Source organism: Ruminococcus sp. NK3A76 (assembly GCF_000686125.1).
Taxonomy (GTDB): Bacteria; Bacillota; Clostridia; order Oscillospirales; family Ruminococcaceae; genus NK3A76.
Genome location: NZ_JMMA01000002.1, coordinates 236,728 through 259,601, shown reverse-complemented (window position 1 = coordinate 259,601; position 22,874 = coordinate 236,728). Strand labels below are relative to the sequence as shown.

The 22,874-nt window shown below is 49.0% G+C and carries 20 protein-coding genes and 1 tRNA gene; 6 read left to right on the top strand and 15 right to left on the bottom strand.

The features are described 5' to 3' along the window. Positions 1-82: 82 nt before the first annotated feature. The 5 genes from CD05_RS0101390 to CD05_RS0101370 all read right to left on the bottom strand — a co-directional run bounded on the left by CD05_RS0101390 (position 83) and on the right by CD05_RS0101370 (position 5,548). Entirely contained in the window at positions 83-1,513 is a 1,431-nt protein-coding gene (locus tag CD05_RS0101390) for an extracellular solute-binding protein (protein ID WP_028508984.1), read from the bottom strand. A gap of 719 nt (positions 1,514-2,232) precedes the next feature. Then, complete coding sequence (locus tag CD05_RS0101385; protein ID WP_028508983.1) at positions 2,233-3,231, bottom strand: LacI family DNA-binding transcriptional regulator; 999 nt, start codon at positions 3,229-3,231, stop codon at positions 2,233-2,235. Between the two features lie 290 nt (positions 3,232-3,521). Continuing rightward, positions 3,522-4,730, bottom strand: a complete 1,209-nt coding sequence (locus CD05_RS0101380; protein WP_028508982.1) for a hypothetical protein — start codon at positions 4,728-4,730, stop codon at positions 3,522-3,524. A gap of 46 nt (positions 4,731-4,776) precedes the next feature. Continuing rightward, positions 4,777-5,094 (bottom strand): hypothetical protein, encoded by a 318-nt coding sequence (locus CD05_RS0101375; RefSeq protein ID WP_028508981.1) that lies wholly within the window; start codon positions 5,092-5,094, stop codon positions 4,777-4,779. A gap of 154 nt (positions 5,095-5,248) precedes the next feature. Beyond that, complete coding sequence (locus CD05_RS0101370) at positions 5,249-5,548, bottom strand: hypothetical protein (RefSeq protein WP_028508980.1); 300 nt, start codon at positions 5,546-5,548, stop codon at positions 5,249-5,251. A gap of 255 nt (positions 5,549-5,803) precedes the next feature. Between CD05_RS0101370 and CD05_RS0101365 the strand changes: the two genes are divergently transcribed. Together CD05_RS0101365 and CD05_RS0101360 are read left to right on the top strand one after the other, a co-directional pair. Next, entirely contained in the window at positions 5,804-8,176 is a 2,373-nt protein-coding gene (locus CD05_RS0101365) for an ABC transporter permease (protein ID WP_028508979.1), read from the top strand. Positions 8,177-8,193: 17 nt separating this feature from the next. Beyond that, positions 8,194-8,952: an ABC transporter ATP-binding protein gene (locus CD05_RS0101360; RefSeq protein ID WP_028508978.1), complete on the top strand. Its 759-nt coding sequence runs from the start codon at positions 8,194-8,196 to the stop codon at positions 8,950-8,952. A 293-nt stretch (positions 8,953-9,245) separates the two neighbouring features. On the opposite strand, the gene CD05_RS0101355 is transcribed toward CD05_RS0101360, so the two are convergent. After that, complete coding sequence (locus tag CD05_RS0101355; protein ID WP_028508977.1) at positions 9,246-10,388, bottom strand: serine-tRNA(Ala) deacylase AlaX; 1,143 nt, start codon at positions 10,386-10,388, stop codon at positions 9,246-9,248. Positions 10,389-10,403: 15 nt separating this feature from the next. Then, positions 10,404-11,126: a hypothetical protein gene (locus tag CD05_RS0101350; protein ID WP_028508976.1), complete on the bottom strand. Its 723-nt coding sequence runs from the start codon at positions 11,124-11,126 to the stop codon at positions 10,404-10,406. 459 nt (positions 11,127-11,585) lie between these two features. On the opposite strand from CD05_RS0101350, the gene CD05_RS0101345 reads away from it, so the two are divergent. Continuing rightward, positions 11,586-12,287 carry a hypothetical protein gene (locus CD05_RS0101345; protein WP_028508975.1) on the top strand — a complete coding sequence of 234 codons (702 nt, stop codon included), beginning with the start codon at positions 11,586-11,588 and terminating at the stop codon, positions 12,285-12,287. A 162-nt stretch (positions 12,288-12,449) separates the two neighbouring features. Next, positions 12,450-13,079: an orotate phosphoribosyltransferase gene (locus tag CD05_RS0101340; RefSeq protein ID WP_028508974.1), complete on the top strand. Its 630-nt coding sequence runs from the start codon at positions 12,450-12,452 to the stop codon at positions 13,077-13,079. Positions 13,080-13,136: 57 nt separating this feature from the next. Here the strand turns inward: CD05_RS0101340 and CD05_RS0101335 are convergent, their stop codons facing one another. Then, positions 13,137-13,682 carry a hypothetical protein gene (locus tag CD05_RS0101335; protein ID WP_028508973.1) on the bottom strand — a complete coding sequence of 182 codons (546 nt, stop codon included), beginning with the start codon at positions 13,680-13,682 and terminating at the stop codon, positions 13,137-13,139. Between the two features lie 272 nt (positions 13,683-13,954). Between CD05_RS0101335 and CD05_RS0101330 the strand changes: the two genes are divergently transcribed. After that, positions 13,955-14,374: an Hsp20/alpha crystallin family protein gene (locus CD05_RS0101330; protein ID WP_028508972.1), complete on the top strand. Its 420-nt coding sequence runs from the start codon at positions 13,955-13,957 to the stop codon at positions 14,372-14,374. A gap of 75 nt (positions 14,375-14,449) precedes the next feature. Here CD05_RS0101330 and CD05_RS0101325 read toward each other — a convergent pair whose 3' ends face one another. The 5 genes from CD05_RS0101325 to CD05_RS0101305 all read right to left on the bottom strand — a co-directional run bounded on the left by CD05_RS0101325 (position 14,450) and on the right by CD05_RS0101305 (position 19,504). Further along, a complete protein-coding gene (locus tag CD05_RS0101325) occupies positions 14,450-15,382 on the bottom strand; it encodes a nucleoside kinase (RefSeq protein WP_028508971.1) in 933 nt (310 codons plus the stop codon). Positions 15,383-15,422: 40 nt separating this feature from the next. Then, positions 15,423-15,833 (bottom strand): hypothetical protein, encoded by a 411-nt coding sequence (locus tag CD05_RS0101320; protein ID WP_028508970.1) that lies wholly within the window; start codon positions 15,831-15,833, stop codon positions 15,423-15,425. 18 nt (positions 15,834-15,851) lie between these two features. Further along, positions 15,852-17,438, bottom strand: coding sequence for an MBL fold metallo-hydrolase (locus CD05_RS0101315; protein WP_028508969.1), 1,587 nt, complete (start codon positions 17,436-17,438; stop codon positions 15,852-15,854). Positions 17,439-17,591: 153 nt separating this feature from the next. Continuing rightward, positions 17,592-18,824: a HAMP domain-containing sensor histidine kinase gene (locus CD05_RS0101310; RefSeq protein WP_028508968.1), complete on the bottom strand. Its 1,233-nt coding sequence runs from the start codon at positions 18,822-18,824 to the stop codon at positions 17,592-17,594. Beyond that, positions 18,821-19,504, bottom strand: coding sequence for a response regulator transcription factor (locus CD05_RS0101305; protein ID WP_028508967.1), 684 nt, complete (start codon positions 19,502-19,504; stop codon positions 18,821-18,823). Before CD05_RS0101305 ends, CD05_RS0101310 begins: the two co-directional genes overlap by 4 nt. Before the next feature lie 230 nt (positions 19,505-19,734). Between CD05_RS0101305 and CD05_RS0101300 the strand changes: the two genes are divergently transcribed. Further along, positions 19,735-19,809, top strand: a tRNA-Gly gene (locus CD05_RS0101300). Positions 19,810-20,006: 197 nt separating this feature from the next. Here the strand turns inward: CD05_RS0101300 and CD05_RS19345 are convergent. Together CD05_RS19345 and CD05_RS21260 are read right to left on the bottom strand one after the other, a co-directional pair. Further along, entirely contained in the window at positions 20,007-20,879 is an 873-nt protein-coding gene (locus CD05_RS19345; RefSeq protein WP_028508966.1) for a hypothetical protein, read from the bottom strand. 235 nt (positions 20,880-21,114) lie between these two features. Then, positions 21,115-22,857 carry a hypothetical protein gene (locus tag CD05_RS21260; RefSeq protein ID WP_028508965.1) on the bottom strand — a complete coding sequence of 581 codons (1,743 nt, stop codon included), beginning with the start codon at positions 22,855-22,857 and terminating at the stop codon, positions 21,115-21,117. Positions 22,858-22,874 lie beyond the last annotated feature (17 nt).

Here is a 22,874-nt window from a genome sequence, read left to right as displayed (position 1 = left end):
ACCACACCTGATGACAAATAGCAAGCACAGCAGTACGACACAAAAAAAGCGGCAGGGGTCACCTGCCGCTTGTGATATGCAATTACTTGCCTGTGTACTCGTGGAGCTTCTTGTTGAACTCTGCAAGCTCGGAGTCGAATACGTTTGTATATGTCTCCTTGAGCTGTGTCCATGTGAGCTGGTTGCCGTTTTCGTCATCGGTCATAACGCCTCTGTAAACGAGAGCAACAACTGCTTCCTTGGTTTCGTTTGTAGCTGCATCGTTATCAGACAGCTTGGTGGAGATACCGTAGCCGGGGTCGAATACCTGAGTATACTTGGATTCGTCGATAAGCTCTTCATAAACGAGGTTATACATCTCATCAGACCAGTTGGGGTTAACTGCGTCGAACTTCTCCTTCTCAGTCTGCTTGTACTGATCGTCAACGTATACTATTCTTGCGCACTCCTGCCAGCACTTAACAGCTTCCTTCTTCTTGGAGCCCTTTACCCACATATAAGCGTTAACGTCTATCGACTGGTAAAGTGTGTCTGTGTCAGGATCTCTCGGGATCGGAACCATGCCCCACTCTTCGCCGTCAGCCGGTGTATGGTCATCAAACGATGCCCACGGGCCCATAGCGTAGAACAGAGTCTTCTTCTGGAATGCCTCGGGAGCGCCGCCTATCCACTCGGGGTTATAGAAGCCGTTCTTCTTTACCTCAGAAAGGAAGTTTGCAGCTCTTTCAAGGTTGCCGTCGTTGAGGTTGTTTACATACTCATTCTTGTCAGCATCATACTTAACGAGAGTAGAGCCTGTGGAGTGGTAGAAGAAAGGTGCGAACCAGCCGTTTACACCGTAAAGCGGCTCTTCCTCAGTAGACTGAGCGCAGTATTCTTCCATCATCTCATACCACTTATCCCATGTCCACTCACCGTTCTGGTAGTACTCATAGGGATCGTCAAGGTTTGCAGCCTCAAGGATATGCTTGTCGTATGTCATAACAGACAGCGGGAGCATATTGATAGGTGCAACGAAGTGCTGGCCGTTGAGAACGAACTGGTCAGCAGTGGACTTAACGTCCTTCCACAGCGGCTTGTCAAAGTCAACTATCTCGTCGACAGGCTGGAACATTCCTGCGATAACGCTGTAAGGGAATGTCATGCCCTGCTCATACCAGAATATATCAGGCACCTGGTCTGACATAACTGCTGTAGCGAGCTTTTCAAACTTGTTGAGTGATGTCGTTCTTGAATACTTGATAGAACCGCCGAGAGACTCGAAAAGTGTAAGGTCAGTTCTCTTTTCCTTTACTGCCTTGCCGGGGTTGATATCGAAGTAGGACATCCATGTGATCTCCTTCTCTGCGCCGTCAGGGATAGCCTCGATAGTATCCTTTACAGCCTCAGTATCAACTTCGACCTTCTGCTCGTAGCTTTCCTCGCTGCTGCCGTCGCTCTTGCCGCAGCCGACAACGCCGAATGCCATAAGAAGAGCCATAGAGCCCGCAAGGATCTTTTTGATATTCTTCATAATGCATTTCCTCCGTTTCACTTGAAATCAGTGTATCTGAAAATAGAGCTTTCATATTTTCGGGAAAATGGGCGCAATACCCTCTTACCCGAATTTAAGTATAGCAAATAATAAATCCCCTGTCAAGAAATCTACTGCCTATGTATATTATTTGTCATAAGATTTGGTGGGTTGCACAATTTTGAAGGTTTCGTTTTGTGAATATAGCACACCCCGCCGTTACCGTTTGTTAATCGCCTTGCACAAAAATTCACCTGAGAGGTGTCATATCATTACGCAAACGTTTTCTGAAATTGCCCTGAAATAGCACCGGCAGCCGGCATGGCGGCACATCGGCAGCAAGTGCCGCCGTTACACAAAAATACAAGAGCTGCACATTATGATACGCCCTCGTCAGTTTCATATTTTCGGTATTTTTCATATTCTTACTAAATATGAGCATAAAAAAGCGAGCCGCCCGGAGGCGCAGTGGCGGTAAATGTGTTTTACAATACAACGTCTTCGCCGCCACTGCTAAAATAAGAAATAAAAAAGAAGAAAGAATAACGAATAATAAAGGTATCGTATCTTATCGGCGAAAGTCGATAAGAAGAAAGTTTTGCTTTGCAAAACATTTCCTGCGCCGATGATTTTTTGGATCATCGTCCATAGGTCGATACCTCTTTTATTATTTCTTATTTATTCTTTCTTCTTTATTCTTTTAGCGTGCAACGCTGGTGTTATATCTTCCCTGTCGATTCCCTGATGATGACATCATGCCCCAGGTGGTAGAATTTCTTGTCCTTATTGGCTGTGCCGAAATTCTCGATGAGCTTTCTTGCAACGAACTCGCCCATTTTACGGCAGGGCTGAGAGACTGTCGAAAGGGTGGGGGTGAACATCTCGCACATCGAGATATTATCAAAGCCCATGACAGAGATATCCTTACCGACTGTGAGCCCCATATTCTGTGCCTTTTTGCAGGCAGCCACAGCAAGCAGGTCGGAAACGGCGAACAAGGCTGTAGGCTTTTCGTCAAGGCTCATAAAATGCTCCATAGCATCTGCGCCGTTGTGGGCTTCGTATGTGCCACGCCAGATATACTCGTTCTTTACCTCTATCCCCGAATCGGCGAGCGCACGCAGATAGCCGTTCTCACGCTTGCGGGAGGAGACGCTTGCCGAGTCAACGCAGATAAGCCCTATCCTCTTATGGCCAAGGCCTACGAGCACCTTTGCAGCGTCATAGCCTGCCTGCTCGTCATCGACTGCGACGGTGAGCACATCTGCGCCCTCAACGCCCTCGCAGCAGAGAGCTATATCGTAATTCCTTGCTATCTCATTGAGCTTTTCGGCAGAGAGCGATGTTCCGAGCAGCACTGCGCCGTCAACCGTTCTGTTAAAGAGCATATTCATCTGCCTTATCTCGTTAGCCGACACATTATTATATGCCGAGGATATTATATCATAGCCAAGCGTAGAAGCATACTCCTGCATACCCGAGATTATGCTGCCGTAGAGCGAGTGCTCTGAGGTGGGCATTATCACGAGTATGACATTTGTCTCACGCTTTCTGAGGTTACGGCCGAGGAAGTTCGGCGAATAGCCAAGTCTCTGCACCGTCTCATGGACGAGCTTTGACGATGCCTCGCTGACATTTGCGCTGCCGTTTAATACCCTTGACACAGTTGCGACCGACACGCCGGCCTCACGGGCTACGTCCTTTATAGTTACGCTCATAGGTTTTATCTCCTTATTTTATTATAGGCAACACCGCACAACCCGCAGCTAACGCCTCTGCACATCATCTGCTTGCCAGCTTTCCGTCATATTACCCAAATTCTCCTTGACTTGCGTCAGCAAGCCTGCGTCGAATATAGGCAATCTGACGAAAATCTGGACGGCGCATCTGATGCACAGGGGTCGTGCGGTGTTGCCTATATGTATCATAACTATAATATCACGTTTTTAAGCATTTGTCAACGTTTACAAATAATACCCCCGGAGATCCCGGAGGTATCCTTAGCTATTTAAAACTTTAACGCCTGCTTTTCTTCGCCGCCTTCAAAGGGCTTGATGTAAACGCCGTCGTCCTTGACTATCACATAGCTCTTGTCGTCAATGGGCGTTGCTATCTCGCTGTCAACTGTGGCGTAGGTGTTCACAAGCTCCTCGTCGCCCTGGGTGGTCGAGTATCTGATAACTCTCCAGCTTGTTGACTGGTCTATGTTATAGTTACCGCCGAAGTAGGAACGCCAGAAGGGCGTATTGACCTCTATCTTTATGCCCTGGATGACCACGCTGTCAGCTTCAAGGTCGTAGATATAGTCGCCGAGCGCTGTGCCCTTATTGTTTCTGCCGAGCATATACTTGCCTACGACTCTGTAGCCGTTGTCGCCGACGTTTGTGTTGTAGCTTGATTCTGTATAGGTCAGGCTGTCGCAGTCAAAGGCGTAGTTTACCTTTTCCATGAATACCTTGCTGCCGTATGCAGGGCCGAAGCCTAATCCGGAATAGTCAGACACACCGTCAGGCAGGGGCATCTCCTTAAGGCCTTTGAGCGAGCTGTCTGCCACATAGTAGTGGCCTGAATAGTCGCCGACGATGACCTGTCCGGCAGGTGTTACATACTGTATCTCCAAGCCCCAGCCATATTTGTCGGTGTCTATCTTAAGCGAGCCGGCTTCCTTGCCGTCTGCGCCTACCTTGTGGATAGTCTCGTCCTTTTTGTAGTAGAAATACCCCGCGCAGAAAACGGGTGTATTATCACGGCTGACCTCTGCTGCAACAACGTTGCTATTGCCGTTTTTGTCGATATGCCAGAGTATCTGCTTGCGGACGTTAAAGCCGTATACCTCGCCGTTTGACACGACGGGGGTCTTCAGGTCGTTGCCATAGGCAGTTCCCGAATAGCTCTGCTTTGCGCCATAGCAGGTGGTGTTGCCTGACTTTTCATACTCAGCTGCAAGGTCGTCGTAGTAGGCATACTTTGTGCCGTCCTCCTCAGGCTCAGGCTCGGCTGTGGTAGTTGTCTCCTCAGGAGTGCTCTCCTCGGGGGCTGAGGTGGTGTTGCCGGCCGCCTCAGCGTCTGCCGCATCTGTCTTATCCTGCTTGTCGGCAGCTGACGATGAGCTGCTGCTCTCATTCTTATCCTTTTTACTGCTGCTGTCGCTGTCACTGCACGAAGCCATAGACACAGCCATGCAGATAGCAAGAGCGCAAGCTAACATTTTTTTCATATCTATTTCTCCTTATTATAGTCAAGGGTAACACCGCACAAGTGTATTATCCGTTCTTTTTTAGCTGCTTTGCCTTTACTTCGCCAAGCACGAAAAGCACAACATTCACGCCGCCCATTACAAAGCATACAGGTATAGCGCCTGCCATAGTGTCGATGTCCTTTTCAGACTTGTCCATAAACTCATCATAGCTGAGCTTCTGGCCGAGATACTCGACCCTTGTGAAACCGCTCACACCCTTTTTCTTTACATCGTCTCTGAAATCCTCGATATAGCCCTTTGAGCCGACACAGGCTATGCCAAAGAGTATAAACAGTATTGCGAATATCAGAAACAGCACCTTTATCTTTGCCAAGACTTTCATTATTATTCCTCCTGTCATATTCCATATGTTAACAATTATAATCTATATATATCTATATATATTAGACAGTCTGTTAACATACTATGAACTTTGACGAATAAAGGCATAAGAAAAGCCCACGCCAAAGCGCAGGCTTTAATTCTTATCATTAACATCAGCTTCTGAATATCAGCTCATCAAAGCCGTACTCCCTGAGAAAATCATCAAACATGACCGGGTCTGAGCCGTCCCTCAATGAGCATATGCGTCTTTTGTACTTTTCCACCATTCTGTCAAAGTCCGCTACCCTTGACATACCTTTTTTATCATCTCTTGAGCGCATACGCCTGTCAAAATTCTCGACCAGCTTATCAAAGCGCTCCTTTTCCTCGGGATACATCTCTCTGCCGCCTGATACTGCTTCGAGTGCTTCTTCGGTCAGTTCTGTGTCCTTTTCAAGTAATTCATTTGCCATAATATTTACCTCCCGGTATTAGTATTTTGGGCGGCCTTTTGCGGCCCCTTCACTTATAATACCTTTATTAAGAAGATACGGGTGCGAAATTAATGCAGGGGCTTTGTGATTCGTAAAATCTGCACAAACTCACACCTCTCTTTTTGACAACACCGGCAAAAACAAGCGCAAAAAGGCATTTAAGGATTATTTAATAAATGCCGTGTTATACTTTAGACACAGCAAAGGAAAGGACAACGGAAAGGAGACAGCAAGATGTTTTTTCAGATACTAAAGAAAGACTTAAAACGCAAAAAGACAATGAACTGCATACTGCTTTTGTTCGTTATACTCTCGGCGATGTTCGCAGCATCGAGTGTAAACAACATCATGGCAGTGCTCACAGGGCGTGACAGCTACTTTGACAAGGCAGGGGTGAAGGATTACTTCATCATAGCAAGAGGCGAGACCCCCGGCCAGGACAGCAAGCTGTACACGATACTCAAAAACAGCAGCGTCGTGACAGATGTAGAGCGTGAGGAATGCATCTACGTCAACGACTCGAACATAAGATACCCCGACGGCAAAAAGGTGCTCGAATACAGCAACGCATCAGACATCAACAGCATCGACAGGATAAAGCTCAATTACTTTGACAGCGACAACAACGTCATAGAGAGCGTCGAAAGAGGCAAGGTGCTCACAAACGTCGGATTTTTCAAAAAGGCAGGACTCAGCGTCGGCCAGAGGATAAACGTGGAAATGGACGGCACAGTGCTTGAGCTTGAAGTCGCAGGCAGCTTCAAGGACGCACCCTTAGGCTCTGACATGATGGCTGTCAAGCGCTTTCTGATAAATGAGGAGGATTACAAGACGCTCCTCTCAAACGAGCAGATAACCTCAAAGAACATGGGCTCGCTTTACTACATAGACACCACAGACGCAGACGCTCTCGAAAAGGAAACGGCAGAAGTCGACGGCATCTACTTCAAGGGCGACAAGGATCTGCTTAAGATGACATACTTTATGGACTTATCGGTCGCTGCGATGATACTTGTACTGAGCATTTTCCTTCTTGTCATATCATTCGTGGTGCTCAGGTTCACTATCGGCTTCACGATAGCTGAGGAATTCCGTGAGATAGGCGTTATGAAGGCTATAGGCATCAAGAACGGCTCTATCAGGGCACTCTATCTTGTAAAGTATTTCGGCATAGCGTTCATCGGTGCAATGATAGGCTTTGTACTGAGCGCACCCTTTGGCGATATGCTCATAAAGTCGGTAAGCGACAACATGGTGCTTGAAACCCAAAACCGCACGGTCATGAGCTTTATCTACTCGATGACAGTCGTAGTGATAATAATGCTCTTTGGCTGGAGATGCACAAGAAAGATAAAGAAGCTCTCTCCCATAGACGCTGTAAGAAACGGCCAGACAGGCGAGCGTTTCAGAAAAAGAGGCATCATGAGCCTTTCAAAGAGCAGGCTCGGCACAGCACCCTTCTTAGCAACGAATGACATTCTCTCAGCGCCAAGAAGATACAGCATTATCACCGTGATATTCACACTCTGTATGCTGCTCGTCATGATACTCTCGACGACGGCGAACTCAATGAACAGCGAGGAAATGGTAACGCTTCTCGGCGTAAAGAAAAGCGACGCATACCTTGCATACACAACGGCACAGTTTGATCTGCTTAACGGCAGAAAGACCGTGCAGCAGGCAGAGGACGAGATAGCACAGGTGCTCAGAGAAAACGATATGCCCGGCGATGTGCGCATAGAGCTTATGTGCATGGTAAACATCTCAGTCGGCGACAAGGTAAAAAGCCTCACCTTCCAGTATTGTGAAAAGACAAAGACGACAGACTATGACTACACCGAAGGCACAGCACCGCAGAATGCACACGAGATAGCCCTCACCGAGGTCGCAGCAGAAAAGTTAGGCGTTAAGATAGGCGACAAGGTGATGCTCGATATAAACGGCAAAAAGGAAGAATACCTGCTGACAGCTCTTTACGGCAGCTTTACACAGGGCGGCGAGAGCGGCAGGCTGCACCAGGACGTCCCGGTGCCATACCAGCAGTTCGGCGGAGCTTACGCCTTCCAGATAGACTTTGACGACCACCCCGACGATGAGGAGACAGCACGCCGCATCGACAAGCTCGCAGACATATTTGAATGTCAGGCATTTGACTCGGTAGGCTTTTTAAATGACTGCACAGGCGTGTCATCAGTTCTCGGCGATGTAAAAAACCTCATGCTGATAATCTCGATAATAGTTATCATAATGATAAGCGTGCTCATGGAGCGTTCGTTCATATCAAAGGAAACAAGCGAGATAGCTCTGCAAAAGGCGTTAGGCATCTCCGGCAGGACGATAATACTCACCCACACATTACGCTTTATAATAGTAGGGCTGCTTTCGGCAGCACTTGCAATAGCTCTCAGCGTTCCTCTTACCGGGATAACGATGACACCTATATACAAAGGCGTATTCGGCATAACAAAGGTGCCTTATGTAATGAACATTCCCGAGGCATTTATAATAATACCTCTCACAGTGATAGCCGCAACAGTCGCAGGTGTATTCTTCACATCACTTTACACAGGGAAGATAAAGGCATCTGACACGGCAAACATAGAATAAAAAAGGAGAGACTGAACATGGAAAAAATACTCGAAGTAAATGACCTCTGCAAGACATACATAGTAAACAAAAGGCAGAACAACGTGCTCAAAAACATCAGCTTCAGGATAGACAAGGGGGAAATGGTGGCTGTTATGGGGCCTTCGGGCTCAGGCAAGTCAACGCTTCTCTACACCGTTTCGGGAATGGACAGAATGACCGCCGGAAATGTGAAATTCTGCGGCAGGGACATGGAAGGCCTTAGTGAAAACGAGCTTGCAAAGATGAGGCTTGATGATATGGGATTTATATTCCAGCAGATGTACATGATGAAGAACCTTTCAGTGCTTGATAACATTATCCTCCCGGCAGTAAAGAGCAAAAAGAACACCGAGAGCCGCTCACAGACAGCCAAGCGTGCAAGAGAGCTCATGAAAAAGCTCGGCATAGCTGATATAGCCGACAACGACATCAACGAAGTCTCCGGCGGCCAGCTGCAAAGAGCCTGCATATGCCGCAGCATGATAAACGACCCCGACATGATATTTGCAGACGAGCCCACCGGCGCTCTCAACCGCACCTCGTCAGAGGAAGTCATGGACGAGCTGTGCAAGCTAAACTCCGAGGGCACGACGATAATGTGCGTGACCCACGATTCAAAGGTCGCCGCAAGGTGTACAAGGGTGCTTTTCATAGACGACGGCAACATCAAGGGCGAATTCACACTCGACCGCTCAGCTCCCCTGCGTGACCGTGAGCGTAGCCTCAGTAACTGGCTCATGGAGATGGGATGGTGAAGCGCTTACGCTCAGTGAATAGTGAATAGTTGAGTAAATAAAAATAGAGGTATCGACCTACGGTCGATGATATTTTAAATCATCGCCGAAGACGATACCTCTTTTATTCTTTTAGCAAATGCTTCACCTTCAAGGGTACGCTCTCGCTTTCCTGCGCTACAGGTTGGGGGCTTTCGAGCCGACCGTGTCGGCTTATGCGCCCCCAAGCCCCTTCGGTTTGCCCCATATCGCCCGAATGGGCATCCGTCCGCCAAAGGCGGACTCCTTAACTGTTACCTGTTACCTGTTAACTGTTAACTGAAATAATCCCTCACCGTCTGCTCGTCTGCTGTGATGCTGCCCTGTATCATGGCATCACTGCCGCCGCCCTTGCCGGAAAGCGCTGCGTTTATCTCTTTAGACTTGGCACGCAAAGCGACCTTTTCGGAGGCGATGATATAGCTGTAGCCGCCGGCGTTCTTGCTGAAAACTCCGAACATTCCGTCTGTGAGCTTCACGCCCTCGTTTGCTATGCGGCGCATGGCGTTTGCATCAAGGCCGTCTGTGAACACGCAGAAGTCTCCCCTGCCGTCATTTGAAAGCGATGCGATAATGCTGTCGGCCTGTGCGTTTGCTATGTCTGTGAGCTTTTTCTTGAGCTCCATATTCTCATCGAGCAGGCGCTTTACAGCATCAGCCGTCTTGTCAGGCTTGGCAGAGAGCAGCTTTGATATCTCCCTGACTGATGCCTGCTTCTTTTCAAGCTCCTCGACTGCATCAAGGCCGCAGAGGATATGCACTCTCGTACCGCCCTTGTAGCTTTCAGATGTGAGCACCTTTACAATGCCTATCTTGCCGGTAGATGAGAGGTGCGGCGCACAGCAGGCGCAGACATCTATCCCCTCGATAGTCACTATCCTCACATTCTCCATGTTTTCGAGCTTGCTTCTGTACTGGAGCGTTTCAAGCGTCTTGTCATCGGGGTAGGATATGGTTATCTTCACATCTTCTGCTATCGCTTCGTTTGCCCGGCGCTCGCATTCAAGAAGTTCCTCGTAGGTGATAGGGCCATTCAGGTCAAGCGTCACCTCGTCCCTGCCAAGATGAAAGCCTACATTTTCATAGCCAAAGCGCTTATGTATAAAGCCCATGATAAGATGCTCGCCCGAGTGGTTCTGCATACGGCGCAGGCGCACTGACTTGTCAATGATGCCTGTTACCTTTGCACCCACTTCAAGGGGCTTGTCTATCTTGTGGATAACGACTCCGTCCTTTTCCTGAGTGTCGAGCACCTTAACGCCGCCTAAGGTTCCCACATCGCCCGGCTGGCCGCCGCCCTCGGGGAAAAACGCTGTCTCATCAAGCGTTACCTCACAGCACTTCTTGCCCTGCTCGCAGGAGAGGACTGTTGCCTCGAATTCATAAAGCTCACCGTTGTCAAACAGCTTTTTTGTCATTTTTATTCTTCCTTTCTATCCTATCAGCTTATTCGCTGCTTTTTCATCAGCACCCGGGAAAAGCCTGTAGAGCTGCTCGTATATCAGCTGCCTGCTCTCCTCCGGCTCACGGCTGTATGCCGAGCACACTGTGTCATACCCCCATATGCTCTCGGGGGTGCAGTATTTTGAGCACTTCATAAGGCCGTATTCCTCGCCGCGCTTGTTTACCTTCTTTTTAAAGTCGCCTATCACGACATACATCTGCTGCATCAGCAGGTTTATAGTGCCGTCAAAGTTCTTTTCTCCGCCCTTGCCGAAGCCTGCGGCCTTTTTCATTTCATACGAGAACCACTCGTTTTTAAGCTCAAAAAGATCCATGAGCTTTTTCTGCCGTAGCTTGCCCTTGCCTTCCTCCCACAGCGAGTCAAAGTCATACCCGTCACGCCTGTAGTTTACAAAGTCGGGCAGCAGCGACAGCGAGATAAAGCCTGCCTTGCCGCCGAAAAACTTGCCGTAGGCTATCTTATGCTGCGGCGCTGCCTGCTCACGCATCTCCCACGGGTCATCAGCTGCCCCCGTCCACCAGCTCTGCGCTGCGGTGTGCTCCTCGACCGAAAAGCCCTCGATGTCGTTTTTAAAAAGCGGAACAAAGCCCATAGCATCAACAAACGCCGTGAGCTCGTCAGTATTCTTTATACGGCTGCTGTCATTGCGTGACAGGCCGCTCATATACCATATGCCGTCTATTTTTTCCATAGTATCACCATATCAATGCACGATTATAATGCAGAATTAAGAATGCATAATGCATAATTGAGGTGCGGAAAAGCCGCTTATGCCCATTCGGGCAATATGGGATAACAGCTTTTTTGATACGTCCTGCGAAGCAGGACACCTTACCTGTTACCTGTTACCTGTTACCTGTTACCTGTTATCTAACCGCCTACTATTATACCACATATCATTCCTTTTTTCAACCTCAGCGCAAAAGTACAGTACATCAGCACAAAATGTGCAGACAACTCGCCTGCGCTTGTCACCGAATTGTAACAACATCGTTAAAGTGCTTATCTACGATATTTGCAATATGTCAATAATGCCTAACTTTATTATAATAATGAATTAATTATTGACAAGACTGTTATAACGTGCTATAATATATAAGGCGTACCAATATCTGCCGAAAGCATTTTTAGAGAAAAGGGATGATCTTCTTTGACAGAGCTTGAAAGAATGCAACAGACTGTCACCTACTGTGAGCGTTACTTTGAGTTTGAAGACGCTGTAACAGTCAACAAGGAGAATATAGAATATCTTAAAACATATATACACGATAACAACTATGTAGTCGAAAACTTCAACATGGGCTATAAGATAAGGCGCTCGCTGCTGATATCAGGCGGCTGTGCTGTTATTATGGGGCTTATGCTGCTCGGGCTCTGCGGCTTTTCGCTGTGGTTCATTCCGGCTATCGCTTTTGTTGTCATTTTCGTGGCTATGGCAGCTTTCCTTATATCGCTCAATAAGTTCAAGCTCACCGAGGCTGAGAAAAATCAGGTAGAGGTCAACGAGGGCATCAAGGAGCAGATAGACGCTCTTAAGTCCCGTGAAGAGCTGCTCATCAAGCAGAAGGACGAATACTACAAGGGTCTTCAGGAAAAACAGCTTTGCGCTATACCGCTTGAGTATATGGCTAATGCCGCACAGATAAAGGGCTACCTTGAAAGCGGCGAGGCTGAGACTATAGAAGACGCTGTGGCTATCTACGAGCAGCAGCTGCTCATGAAGGAAATGTCAAACCTTATGACTCAGCAGGCTCCGGCACCTGTGCTTGACAACAAGGCACGCTTCGGCGACCCGCTCGAGATCATCAAGCAGAACAAAAAGGCAAAGAAAAAGAGCCTTTTCAAAAAGTAAAGCATATACCGGCACCGTCAGTCAGGGCGGCGCCGGTTTTTTGTGTGTATTTGTGTGATTTTTTGGGTTCTTAGGTCATATTGCACATTTTCCCTCTTGCAAAATCATATATTATGTGTTATAATAATAGGGTAAGAAATTATTATCAGGGAGGCTAAGATAATGGAAGAACGTATGCAGACCATTGAATCCGCAAAGAATAAAAAGGTCAAGATAGGTGTTATACCCGGCCACTATGCAACAAACCACTCACACATCAACTACTACGTTGCTATGACCGAGATAAAGTCGAGCTTCAAAATGGCTAAGGAAGCCGCAAGCGAGCTCGCACTCACATACGCAAACACACATATCGAGACTATCATCTGCATGGAAGGCACTGAGATACTCGGCGCATTCCTCGCTCAGGAGCTCTCTGCGAGCGGCATCAACAAGGGCGAGGACATATGCGTTGTAACGCCCGAGCTCAACGCAGTTAATCAGATGATATTCAGAGACAACACGCAGAAGGCTATTTGGGGCAAGCAGGTGCTGCTGCTCATATCCTCTGCATCAACAGGCAAGACTATCAACAGAGCAGTTGAGTGCTTAAAGTATTACAGCGGCAACCTCGCTGCTGTGGCTGCTATATTCTCGGCTATCAAGGATATAAACGGCATCGAAGTACACGCTCTCTTCAGTGAGAAGGATATGCCTGATTACAAGAACTACGCTCCTGCTGATTGCCCGATGTGCAAAGCAGGCAAGAAGGTAGATGCGCTTGTAAACAGCTTCGGCTATTCAAAGCTCTGATAACGCTCAGACAGATAGACCGCTCCGTAAAAAGAGCGGTCTTTTTTTGCGCCTGCGCTAAACCAGTTTCATTACAGCGATAAGAAACAGTATCGCTGATGAGAGCAGGGCTGTTTTGTATCTGCTCGCCCTGCAGGAGAATATGCTGCCTAAGAAATGCCCGAGCCTGACACCGATAACACCGAGCAGCAGGCAGAGCAGCACGGCAGAGAGCTTGTGCGCCGTGGTCATAGTCACCCCTGCGCCGAAGCCTACACCGAGCGAGTCAACAGACAGTGCTGCCGCAAGCACAAACGACCCCTTTGCGGATATATCGTCAGGCGTGCTCTCCCCCTCAGGCCGAGAGGCAGGCTGCACATCGGCAAGGTTTTTCATGGCGATGAGTATCAGCACCGCCGCTGAGAACGTCGTGCAGACCGAGGGCGACAGCAAAGCGCTCACAGCACTTGCCGCCGACAGCGACACCCCTAAAAACAGCGCCCCCGTAAACCCTATCACCGCCGAGCTGAGAAGCCCTATCTGCACGCCCTTTAACCCGTAGGCGTAGGCTGCGGCAAAGGCATCGGCGCACACGGCTATACATATCAAAACTACTTCAAGCATAGTATCATGTTCCTTTTGCGTTTTGATATATACTATGCCGGCGGCAGTTTTTCTGACAATCTGCCGTAATTTGTCATTTTTAGCACTCTCTTGTCACGAGTGCTAATTTTCAGAAAACAGCCACTAAATGTTCACACAATTATCATATTGCAGGTCTATCATATAGACAATGACAAGGGCGATACCCCAAAGGAAAGAGGCTGGTACCAATGGAACATAAAGAGAGCTCTGACAGATAAAAACAACAGATACAAATTAAAGGAGGAATCATTATGTTTGGACTTACACCGTTTGATAACAGAGGCTTTGATATATTCGACCCGTTCGCAGGGTTTGATGAGGACTTCCGCAGAGGCGGCTTTGCACCTGCAAGGACAGACATCAAGGACGAGGGCGACAGGTTCGTTATGGAAACAGAGCTGCCGGGCTTTGAAAAGAAGGATATAAACATCGACATAAACGGCGATGTGCTCACCCTCTCAGCAAAGCACGAGGCAAAGACCGAGGACAAAGACGATAAGGGCAAATACATCAGGCGTGAGAGGACATACGGCTCGTACAAGCGCAGCTTTGACCTCACAGGCGTTGATGCAGAGAAGATAGCCGCCGAATACACAAACGGCATACTCACTCTCACCTTGCCCAAGAAGCAGCCCGAGGTGCCGACCGCAAGAAGGCTTGAGATACAGTAAACGCCATCACATTTACTCCCCTATAAAATAATAAGCTCCGCCCCCTGTGTGTAATGCGCAGGGGGCGGAGTGTTATTATTCAAATCTGCTGCCGCCGATAAATTCCCTGACAAGCGAATAATCCGGCACTCTCTCGGCAGGTATCGCATCAAGGGCATTTAAAAATGTCTCCATCTGCTCGTGGTTCTTGTGATCCTCGTTCTTCTCAAAGACCTGGTGCAGCTCGTCTGACAGGAAAGGCTTATACACCGATGCTTCATACATGATGAATGTGTCGATGTGTATCTTTGCTCTGTCCTTGTAGGGCATTATGTAAAGGCTCTCGCCACGCTCTACGCTGTCAAACATATCCATAGTCGCCTCAAAGCCCCTGCCACGGTACTGCTTGTCACGCAGAAGCCTCCTCATGAGCCTTATGTGCGACGGGTGCAGCAATGCGCCGTTGTCAAGCTCCAGTCTTGTACGGATAGACACATAGATGCAGTTTGCTATGTCATCGGAAATGCCTGTCACCTCGGGGTTGAGTGCGTGTATGCCCTCAAAGAGCACCAGCTCGCCCGGCTTTCTCTTGTAAACTATGCCCGGCTCACGCTTTTGCTCTGCGAAGTTGAATGTGGGTATCTCGACAGGCTCGCAGTTTGCTATCTTCATCATGTGCTCGTTAAGCAGCTTGATATCCATTCTGTAGGGCGACTCGTAGTCTACCTTGCCGTTCTCGTCCACCGCATCGGGTGTCTCCGACTCCGGCAGGAAATAGTTATCCATAGATATCGTGTATGTCTCGATATCCTGCTTGTCGAGCAGCTCCTCTATGCGCTTTGCACTTGTTGTCTTGCCGGCACCCGAAGGCCCCGAAAGCAGTATTATAGGCTTATCCTGATGCGTCTGCGCAAGTATCTCTGCTGCCTTTTGTATCCTTCTTGAATATTTCTTCTCGCTCTCATCTATAAACTCGCCCATATCGTTCTTGCAGCGGTCGTTTATTGATGCTATACTCAGTTTTTTCATTTACGGTTCTCCTAATTCTCAGTATTTGCCCGTTCACAGCTCAGGCCTGCTGCCCTCTGATGTATTCATCAAGCGCACTCATAAACTCCTTGTAGTGCTTTGGGAAATTCTCAGAGCCGTCAGCGTGTATCTGAAACTCGCCGTTATTGACGGAGGCTTTGAATCTGAACATTATGCCGTCGCTCACGTTTTTGGGGTGTGCGCCGTGGAAGCCGTCCCACTTGACTATGTCGCAGTTTTTGCAAAGCTCCAGTATCTCGGCTGCACTCACCTCGGCGCTGCCGTCACGCTCCTTTACATCTCTGCCGTCTCTTATCTTTATTTCGTAGCGTGTCACCTCTGCGGTGTCTTCCTTCTGAAGTATCGAATACTCATGGCGGAAGCGCATTCCCGACACCTCGATTATTATACAGTCTATCAGGTCTATCTGCTTTTTATTTGAGAAAAACATTGTTTTGATGCTCCTTGGTCATTTGAATTTCAGTATAAGGTTGTTTATGCTGTCGGTCAGCTTGGCAAGATCCTTGTTCGTCCTGCCGGAGCTCTCACGCACAAGGGCTGTGAGGTTGTCAACAGCTGCCACGAGCCTGCCGTATACAGTGCTGGGCTCTGCCTTGAACCTGCGCTCGTTGCGTACAGGTGAGCCGTTTTCGTATATCTCGGTCACAAGGTCGAATGAAGCACCGCTGTAGGGCGCTACCGCATCGAGCCCGAAGTCGTTTTGCAGATGCTCGGCATACAGTGTCGATGTCCTGTCATCGCCGTGGTTTACGAACACCTTCTTCGGGTGGTCGATAGCCTTTATCCATTCATCAAGGCCGTTCTTGTCAGCATGGCCGCTGATACCCGGAAGTGTGAGCACTCTTGCCTTTACAGCTATCTCCTCACCGAACAGCTTGGCGCTCTTTGCACCGTCTGCGAGCTTTCTGCCCAAGGTGTTCACCGCCTGATAGCCGACAAACATTACCGTACACTCAGGCCGCCAGAGGTTATGCTTTAAGTGGTGCTTTATTCTGCCTGCCTCGCACATACCGCTTGATGATATGATGACCTTGGGGCGTGAGTCAAAGTTTATCGCCCTCGATTCATCAGGCGAGACAGCGATGTTGAGCCCCTCGAACTTTATCGGGTTTATGCCCTTTGCGATATACTCCATAGCCTCGTCATCAAAGCAGGAGGCGTAGTTTTTAATGAAGATGTTGGTAGCCTCTATTGCGAGCGGCGAATCTACAAACACCGGGAAATCGGCATACTCAGGGATAAGTGCCCTCTCCTTTATCTGCCTGATAAAGTATAAAAGCTCCTGCGTTCTGCCGACAGCGAACGACGGGATAACGACGTTGCCGCCCTTTTCAAATGTCTCCCTCAGAACCTGTGCGAGCGCTGCGACATAATCGGTCGGGCGGTGATGCAGCCTGTCGCCGTAGGTTGACTCCATTACGACAAAATCTGCGTTCTCGATATATGTCGGGTCTTTTATCAGCGGCTGTGCCTTGTTGCCGATATCGCCCGAGAAGACGAGCTTTCTCTTGACACCGTTCTCATACAGCTTTATCTCGATGCTTGCCGAGCCAAGCAGATGCCCGGCATCGGTAAAGCGTATCTGTATGCCGTCGCATATCTCCTTGTAGACACCGTATTCGTGCTCAACGAATAATAGTATCGCACCGAGGGCATCTTCCATAGTATACAGCGGAATATACTCCTCCTTGCCCTCACGCATACCACGCCTGTTTTTCCACTCGGCTTCAAATTCCTGAATATGCGCCGAATCACGCAGCATTATATCGCAAAGGTGAGCTGTGGGCTTGGTAGCGTGTATCTCGCCCTTGAAGCCGCCTGCAAACAGCAGCGGCAGCAGACCCGAATGGTCGATATGCGCATGGGTCAGCAGCACGAAATCTATCTGTGAGGGGTTGCAGGGGATAGCTACATTCTCAAATTCATCAAACCCCTGCTCCATACCGAAATCAACAAGGAACCTCTTGCCGCACGCCTCGATATAGGTACAGCTGCCTGTTACCTCATGGTTTGCGCCAATAAACATCATTTTCATATTATTCACCTGCTTCTGGTTGTAATATTCTATTCTATGTCACATTATATTATAACATATTCTCCAAAATAATTCAAGAATATTTTGTCATATTATGCAGGTTTAACATATTTTTTACAAAAAGAAAGCGAACTAACCGGGCATAAGCGCTCATTAAGCCCGGGCAAAGACAAGCGTTATGTTCATTCTGCCGTCTTTTATGTCTGCGAAGATATCGCCGCCCATTTTGAGCATCAGCTGCCTTGCGATGTAGAGCCCCAGACCGCTGCCGGGCTTGCTGCCGACATTCGAGCCACGGTAAAAGCTCTCGAAAATATGCAAAGTCTCGTCCTCAGAGAGCGTGCAGCCGGTGTTTGAGACTGTGACAAGGCGACAGTCCTCCTCGTCAGAAAAGGTAATGGCTATCTCTCCGCCGTCGCCGTATTTTATGGCGTTTTCCATAAGGTTTTGCAGCACCTCGACAGCACGCTCGGCATCGCACTTGAGCAGGCAGTCGGAATACTCGCCTGTTATAAACTTTGTGCCGGTGTTTTCGAGCTTGTATGTGTACAGCTTCTTTATATCCGTCATAAGCTCTGACAGATAGGCTTCATTCATGTGTACTTCAAGCCCTAAGAAATCCTCCCTCGCAGCGCTTGACAGCTTTGAAAGATACCCCTCTATCTCATCTGCTCTTTCTTCAAGGCCTGAGTATACCTCGGCGAGCTTTTCGGGGTCGTCATACAGTCCCTTTTCAAGTGCCTTTGCATATAGCTTTATGGCGGAGAGAGGTGTCTTGATATCGTGCGACAGCGAAAGGATAAGCGTCTGCTTGTCCTTTTGCGACACAAGCTCACGCTCACGCTGCTTTTCCATAGTCTCCCTGAGCATATTCGTGCCCCACACAAATCTGCCGAAGAACCTGCTCCTGCTCTCCTTCAGCGGTGTGGTGAGGTTGCCCTTTGCAAGCTCTATCGGCATCTCGCTGAGCTCGTTGAAGGGGGTGATTATCTTTCTTCTGATATATACAAACACGCCTGCCAGCATTACAAGTGACAGCCCCATGACCGTGTTCACCGTTATCAGCGTGCGGCGCTTTTCGTCGTCCTCGCCGGCTGCTTTGTATTCAATGCGGTAGAGCTCATCGCCCCGGGCGCATATGACGTAGCTGTTGCGGCTCTCGTAGAAGTCCCCGCTGCCGTCGTATTTATATATGCCAATGATATGCTCGTAATCGTCCGCATCAGGCACGGTGCCGTTTTGTATCTGATACTTTACACGCTCGGTATCCACCCTTGCCATATCAGCGCTGCCTGTGTCGGCACTGAGGATAGCTATGTTCACCACAGCCGCAGTCAGCAGAAATAGTGCTGTGACCGCCGCTGCGAACTTATCAAAGCCTTTCAATCCTTCTGCCCTCCTGCGCTCTCATAGCGGTAGCCCTTGCCCCAGACTGTGAGTATGCGCTCGGGGTCTTTAGGGTCACGCTCAATCTTCTGGCGAAGCCATTTTATATGCACGGTGAGCGTCTGCGGCTCGCTCTCGCTGTCTGCGCCCCATATCCTGTCAAAGAGCAGCTCCTTTGAAAGTGTCTGCCCCTTGTTTTCAATAAGCATTTTCAACAGCTCGAATTCCTTGGCAGTCACATTAAGCCTCTCGCCGTTTTTTGTCACCGACTCGTTTGCGATATCAAGCGTCAGGTCGCCGTCGGTCAGAGTGTCTATTGCAAGGCGGCGCTTGAAAATGCCCTTTATCTTTGCGATAAGTATGTCTATGTCATACGGCTTTTCTATATAGTCATCAGCGCCGGAGATTATGCCGTTTAGCTTATCCTCCTTATCAAGCCTTGCCGTGAGGATGATTATGGGGGTGTTTTCCTTTTCCCTTATCCTCCTGCACACCGCAAAGCCGTCCATTCCCGGGAGATTGATATCGAGCAGCACAAGTCTTGCGCCGTATTTATCATAGAGCGACAGAGCGTTCTCCCCGTCCGGGCTGACACTGACTGTATACCCCTCAGCCCTTAAAAAGTCACACAGAAGCGAGCTGAGCTCCTTATTATCCTCGACTAAAAGTATATCTACCATAACACTTTCCTCCCCGAAAAAGATCATCTTATCAAGACAATTATACCACACCCGGAGGATATTGGCAATAGCGCACCTGATATTTACCTATCGACATTTTTCGCTTGACAAAGGCGGCCATACATGATATAATATTTAAGGCAACACCGCACAAAGACCGCCTGAAGGCTTTGTACGCAATTTGCGCACAATCTTCGTGCGGTGTTGCCTTAAGTAATGTACATAAATATGCAGATATAGTATAGCGGTCATTACTCCAGTTTCCCAAACTGGTGATGCGGGTTCGACTCCCGTTATCTGCTCCAGAAACGCCCTTGCTGCATCGGCAGCAAGGGCTCAGTTAATAGTGAATAGTGAAGAGTGAAGAGTGAAGAGTGTCCTAAGGGGCGTTTATGGAGTACTATTCACTATTCACATAATACCAGACCGCACACAAAAGACCCGGCGCTATGAAAGCACCGGGTCTGTTCATATCTTTGTGTTTTTTTGAAACGGTCAGCTGTTACTTAACCGGTTTGCCTTCTTCGTCTACCTGAGTGAAGCCGGAGAGATCGGGGATCTCGATCTTAGCATCGCCGAAGGAGAGCTGTGTGATCTCGATAGTGATCTCGATAGTTGTCTCACCTAATATGGGAGCGTCTGTGATGATCTTCTTAAGATTGCCGTCAGCATCGTAGAAGTACTTTGCCTCTGTCATGGAATCAGCGCCGGAATCAAGAGTTACGCCCTCGCCGAGCTTCATGCTTAACGGAACGTTGAATGTCTCAACTGTCATGCCGTCTTCCTCTGTTGTGCTTACAAACTGTGCAGCATCATCAAGTGTATAGGAACCGAGCTGGCTCTTGTACTCATTTACCTCGTCAGCACCTACCTCAGAATACATCTTCCGGCTCTGTGAAAGAACTACCATTCTGTCGCCGGACTTGATTATCTCAGCATCACCGAGAAGGTCATATGTCATGTAGAGATCCTCACCGTCAACCTTCATCAGAGCGTTCATATCCAGACCCTTAAGGTTCATCTTCATGCCCATTGTATAGTTGCCGCCCTTCATCTTCTCAGAGAAAGCCTTTGTGAGAGCGCCGTCACCCTCAGCAACTACACTTACATCGCCGCCGTCAGAGCTTGCATCGTCGCCTGCTGCATCATCGGAGCTTGCGTCTGCATCGCCTGCATCGTCAGAGCTTGCGTCTGCGTCTGCATCGCTGTCGGAAGCGTCGTCATCAGACTTACTGCTGCTGTCTGCTGCTGCAGAGCTTGATGTAGAGGAGCTGTCCTTGCTCTTCTTGGAGGACGAGGAATCGTCATCGCCGCAGGCTGTGAGCATAGCAGCTGACATTACGAATGATAATGCGATCGCCAGTAATTTTTTCATAGTTGATTCTCCTTTTCATTTACTGCCTGAGCCGCAAAGGGCACAGGTATCTGTTATGGCCTGTAATGCTTTTTGATCTGTTTATCCTGTCAGGCCACTTGAATTATACCATATCTCACATACAATGTCAATTATTAAAAAAAGCCAAAATCCGCCCCTGAACACGGCAGAATACATCAGTTGTCAACAAAAAAACAGAGCCCGGATAAGCGCTTCCGGGCTCACGATTTATGATTTAGAATATATCAAGGATATAAAGGATAACTATAAGACCTACTACAAGGCCTAAGATAAGCGAGAGCTTTAGCCATCTGCTGCTTGCCTTCTTGAAGTTCTTTTCCTTGTTGTAGTAATCAGCTATCGGGTCAACAGTCTGAGATCTTTCAGCGCCCACGAGCTTGGGATTGAGCATATCGTCGATGTTTATCTTCTTGTACTTCTGCTCAAAGGTCTTGGGCATCTCGTTGCCTGTTGTGAGGTTGCTCTCATCGTAGAGCTTGGAGTTTATCTTCAGCTCGTCCATATAAAGCTCCTGCTTTGTATGGCCGTCGCCGAGCTCTGAAACGTCGCCGTTGTTGAATGCGTGCTTTGTATCAACAGCCTTCATAGAGGTGTTGTTGCTCGAACGCAGCAGCTGGATAAGAGTATCTGTATACATACTCTGCTCTGCTTTCTCGGCCGCTATGTCCGCCTCGCTCATGAGGGTCGATGCCTGCATAACGTTGCCGGGTCTTACAGATGCAGAACCGCCGAGCGATACTGCCTGAGACGGGCCGCTGTTATCGAGCTTCTGTATCGGGTCAAAGTGCGGCACGGGTGCCGGAGCCGGTGCAGGAGCAGGTGCTGGAGCAGGAGCCGGAGCAGGGGCAACAGGTCTGTTAAGTGTCACAGGTGACGGCTGCACGGGTGCAGGAGCAGGCTGTGCAGGTGCTGACGAAAGGCTCACAGGCTGAACTGTGGTAGGCTGCAGCGAGGGTGCCGGGCTTACAGGAGCCGGGGCAGGTGCAGGAGCTGCAGGCCTTACAGGTGCCGGAGGCGGAGCAACAGGAGCTGCAGGCCTTACAGGTGCCGGTGGCGGAGCAACAGGAGCTGCAGGCTGAGTAAAGCTCACAGGTGTCTGCTGTACCGGTGCCGGAGCAGGTGCAGGAGCCGGAGCAGGTGCAGCGGGAGCAGCAAGGTCGCCTATCGAGATAGAGCTTCCTGATGCAGCACCGAAGTCATTGTTCTCGGAGAAGCCGCCTATCATTTCCTCCTCGATAACGGCGAGCTTGAGCTTAGGCTGCGGCTGGCCGGGAGCAGGCTTGTTCCTCTGGGGGATCTCTATCGGCGGATATACTGTATCGACATCGAGCTTTGCGACTCTTAAGATATCAATAGCCTTCTGGCATCTCATCGAGCCTCTTACCATTTCCTTGATAGGGAGAAGGATTATCTCGCAGAAGGTCTGGTGGAAGGAAGCAAATGCCTGGCCGCCCTGGCCTATCATCTCGTCAGGGAAACGGTTGTCAAAAAGCTGCGGCCACTCAGCCGGTGTCGAATCTATCAGCTTGTCTATGTATTTAGCGAGCGCTGTCCACATCTCGGGATATTCAAAGTCCTTATCGTTGATAACGAGCCACATATAGCAGCGCAGGAAGCAGTCATAGCAGCTTATATCCTGAAGATTGAGCGCTACATCGTCGATGGTCAGAGCCACTGTGAACTGCGGATCGCTGTAAGCAAAGCAGCGGTAGCCGTTGCTTGAGAGCTTGCCGTAAGCTGTGTTTACATCAGCAGCAGTTCTGGAGAGCTTGGGCAGTGAATCAAAGTCAAAGCCCGTAGTGTATGAACCCTGCTGGCCGGCTGCTGCAAGCGACGAGAGCCTGTTGTAGGCTGCCTCTATCTCACTTGAATGCGCATTTACCGGTACGCCGAGCACACGGAAAGGGTTGCACGCAAAAAGCTCCTTTGCGGTAACGCCGATTGTTACGTTTGCCATTTTTCAGATCAATCCCT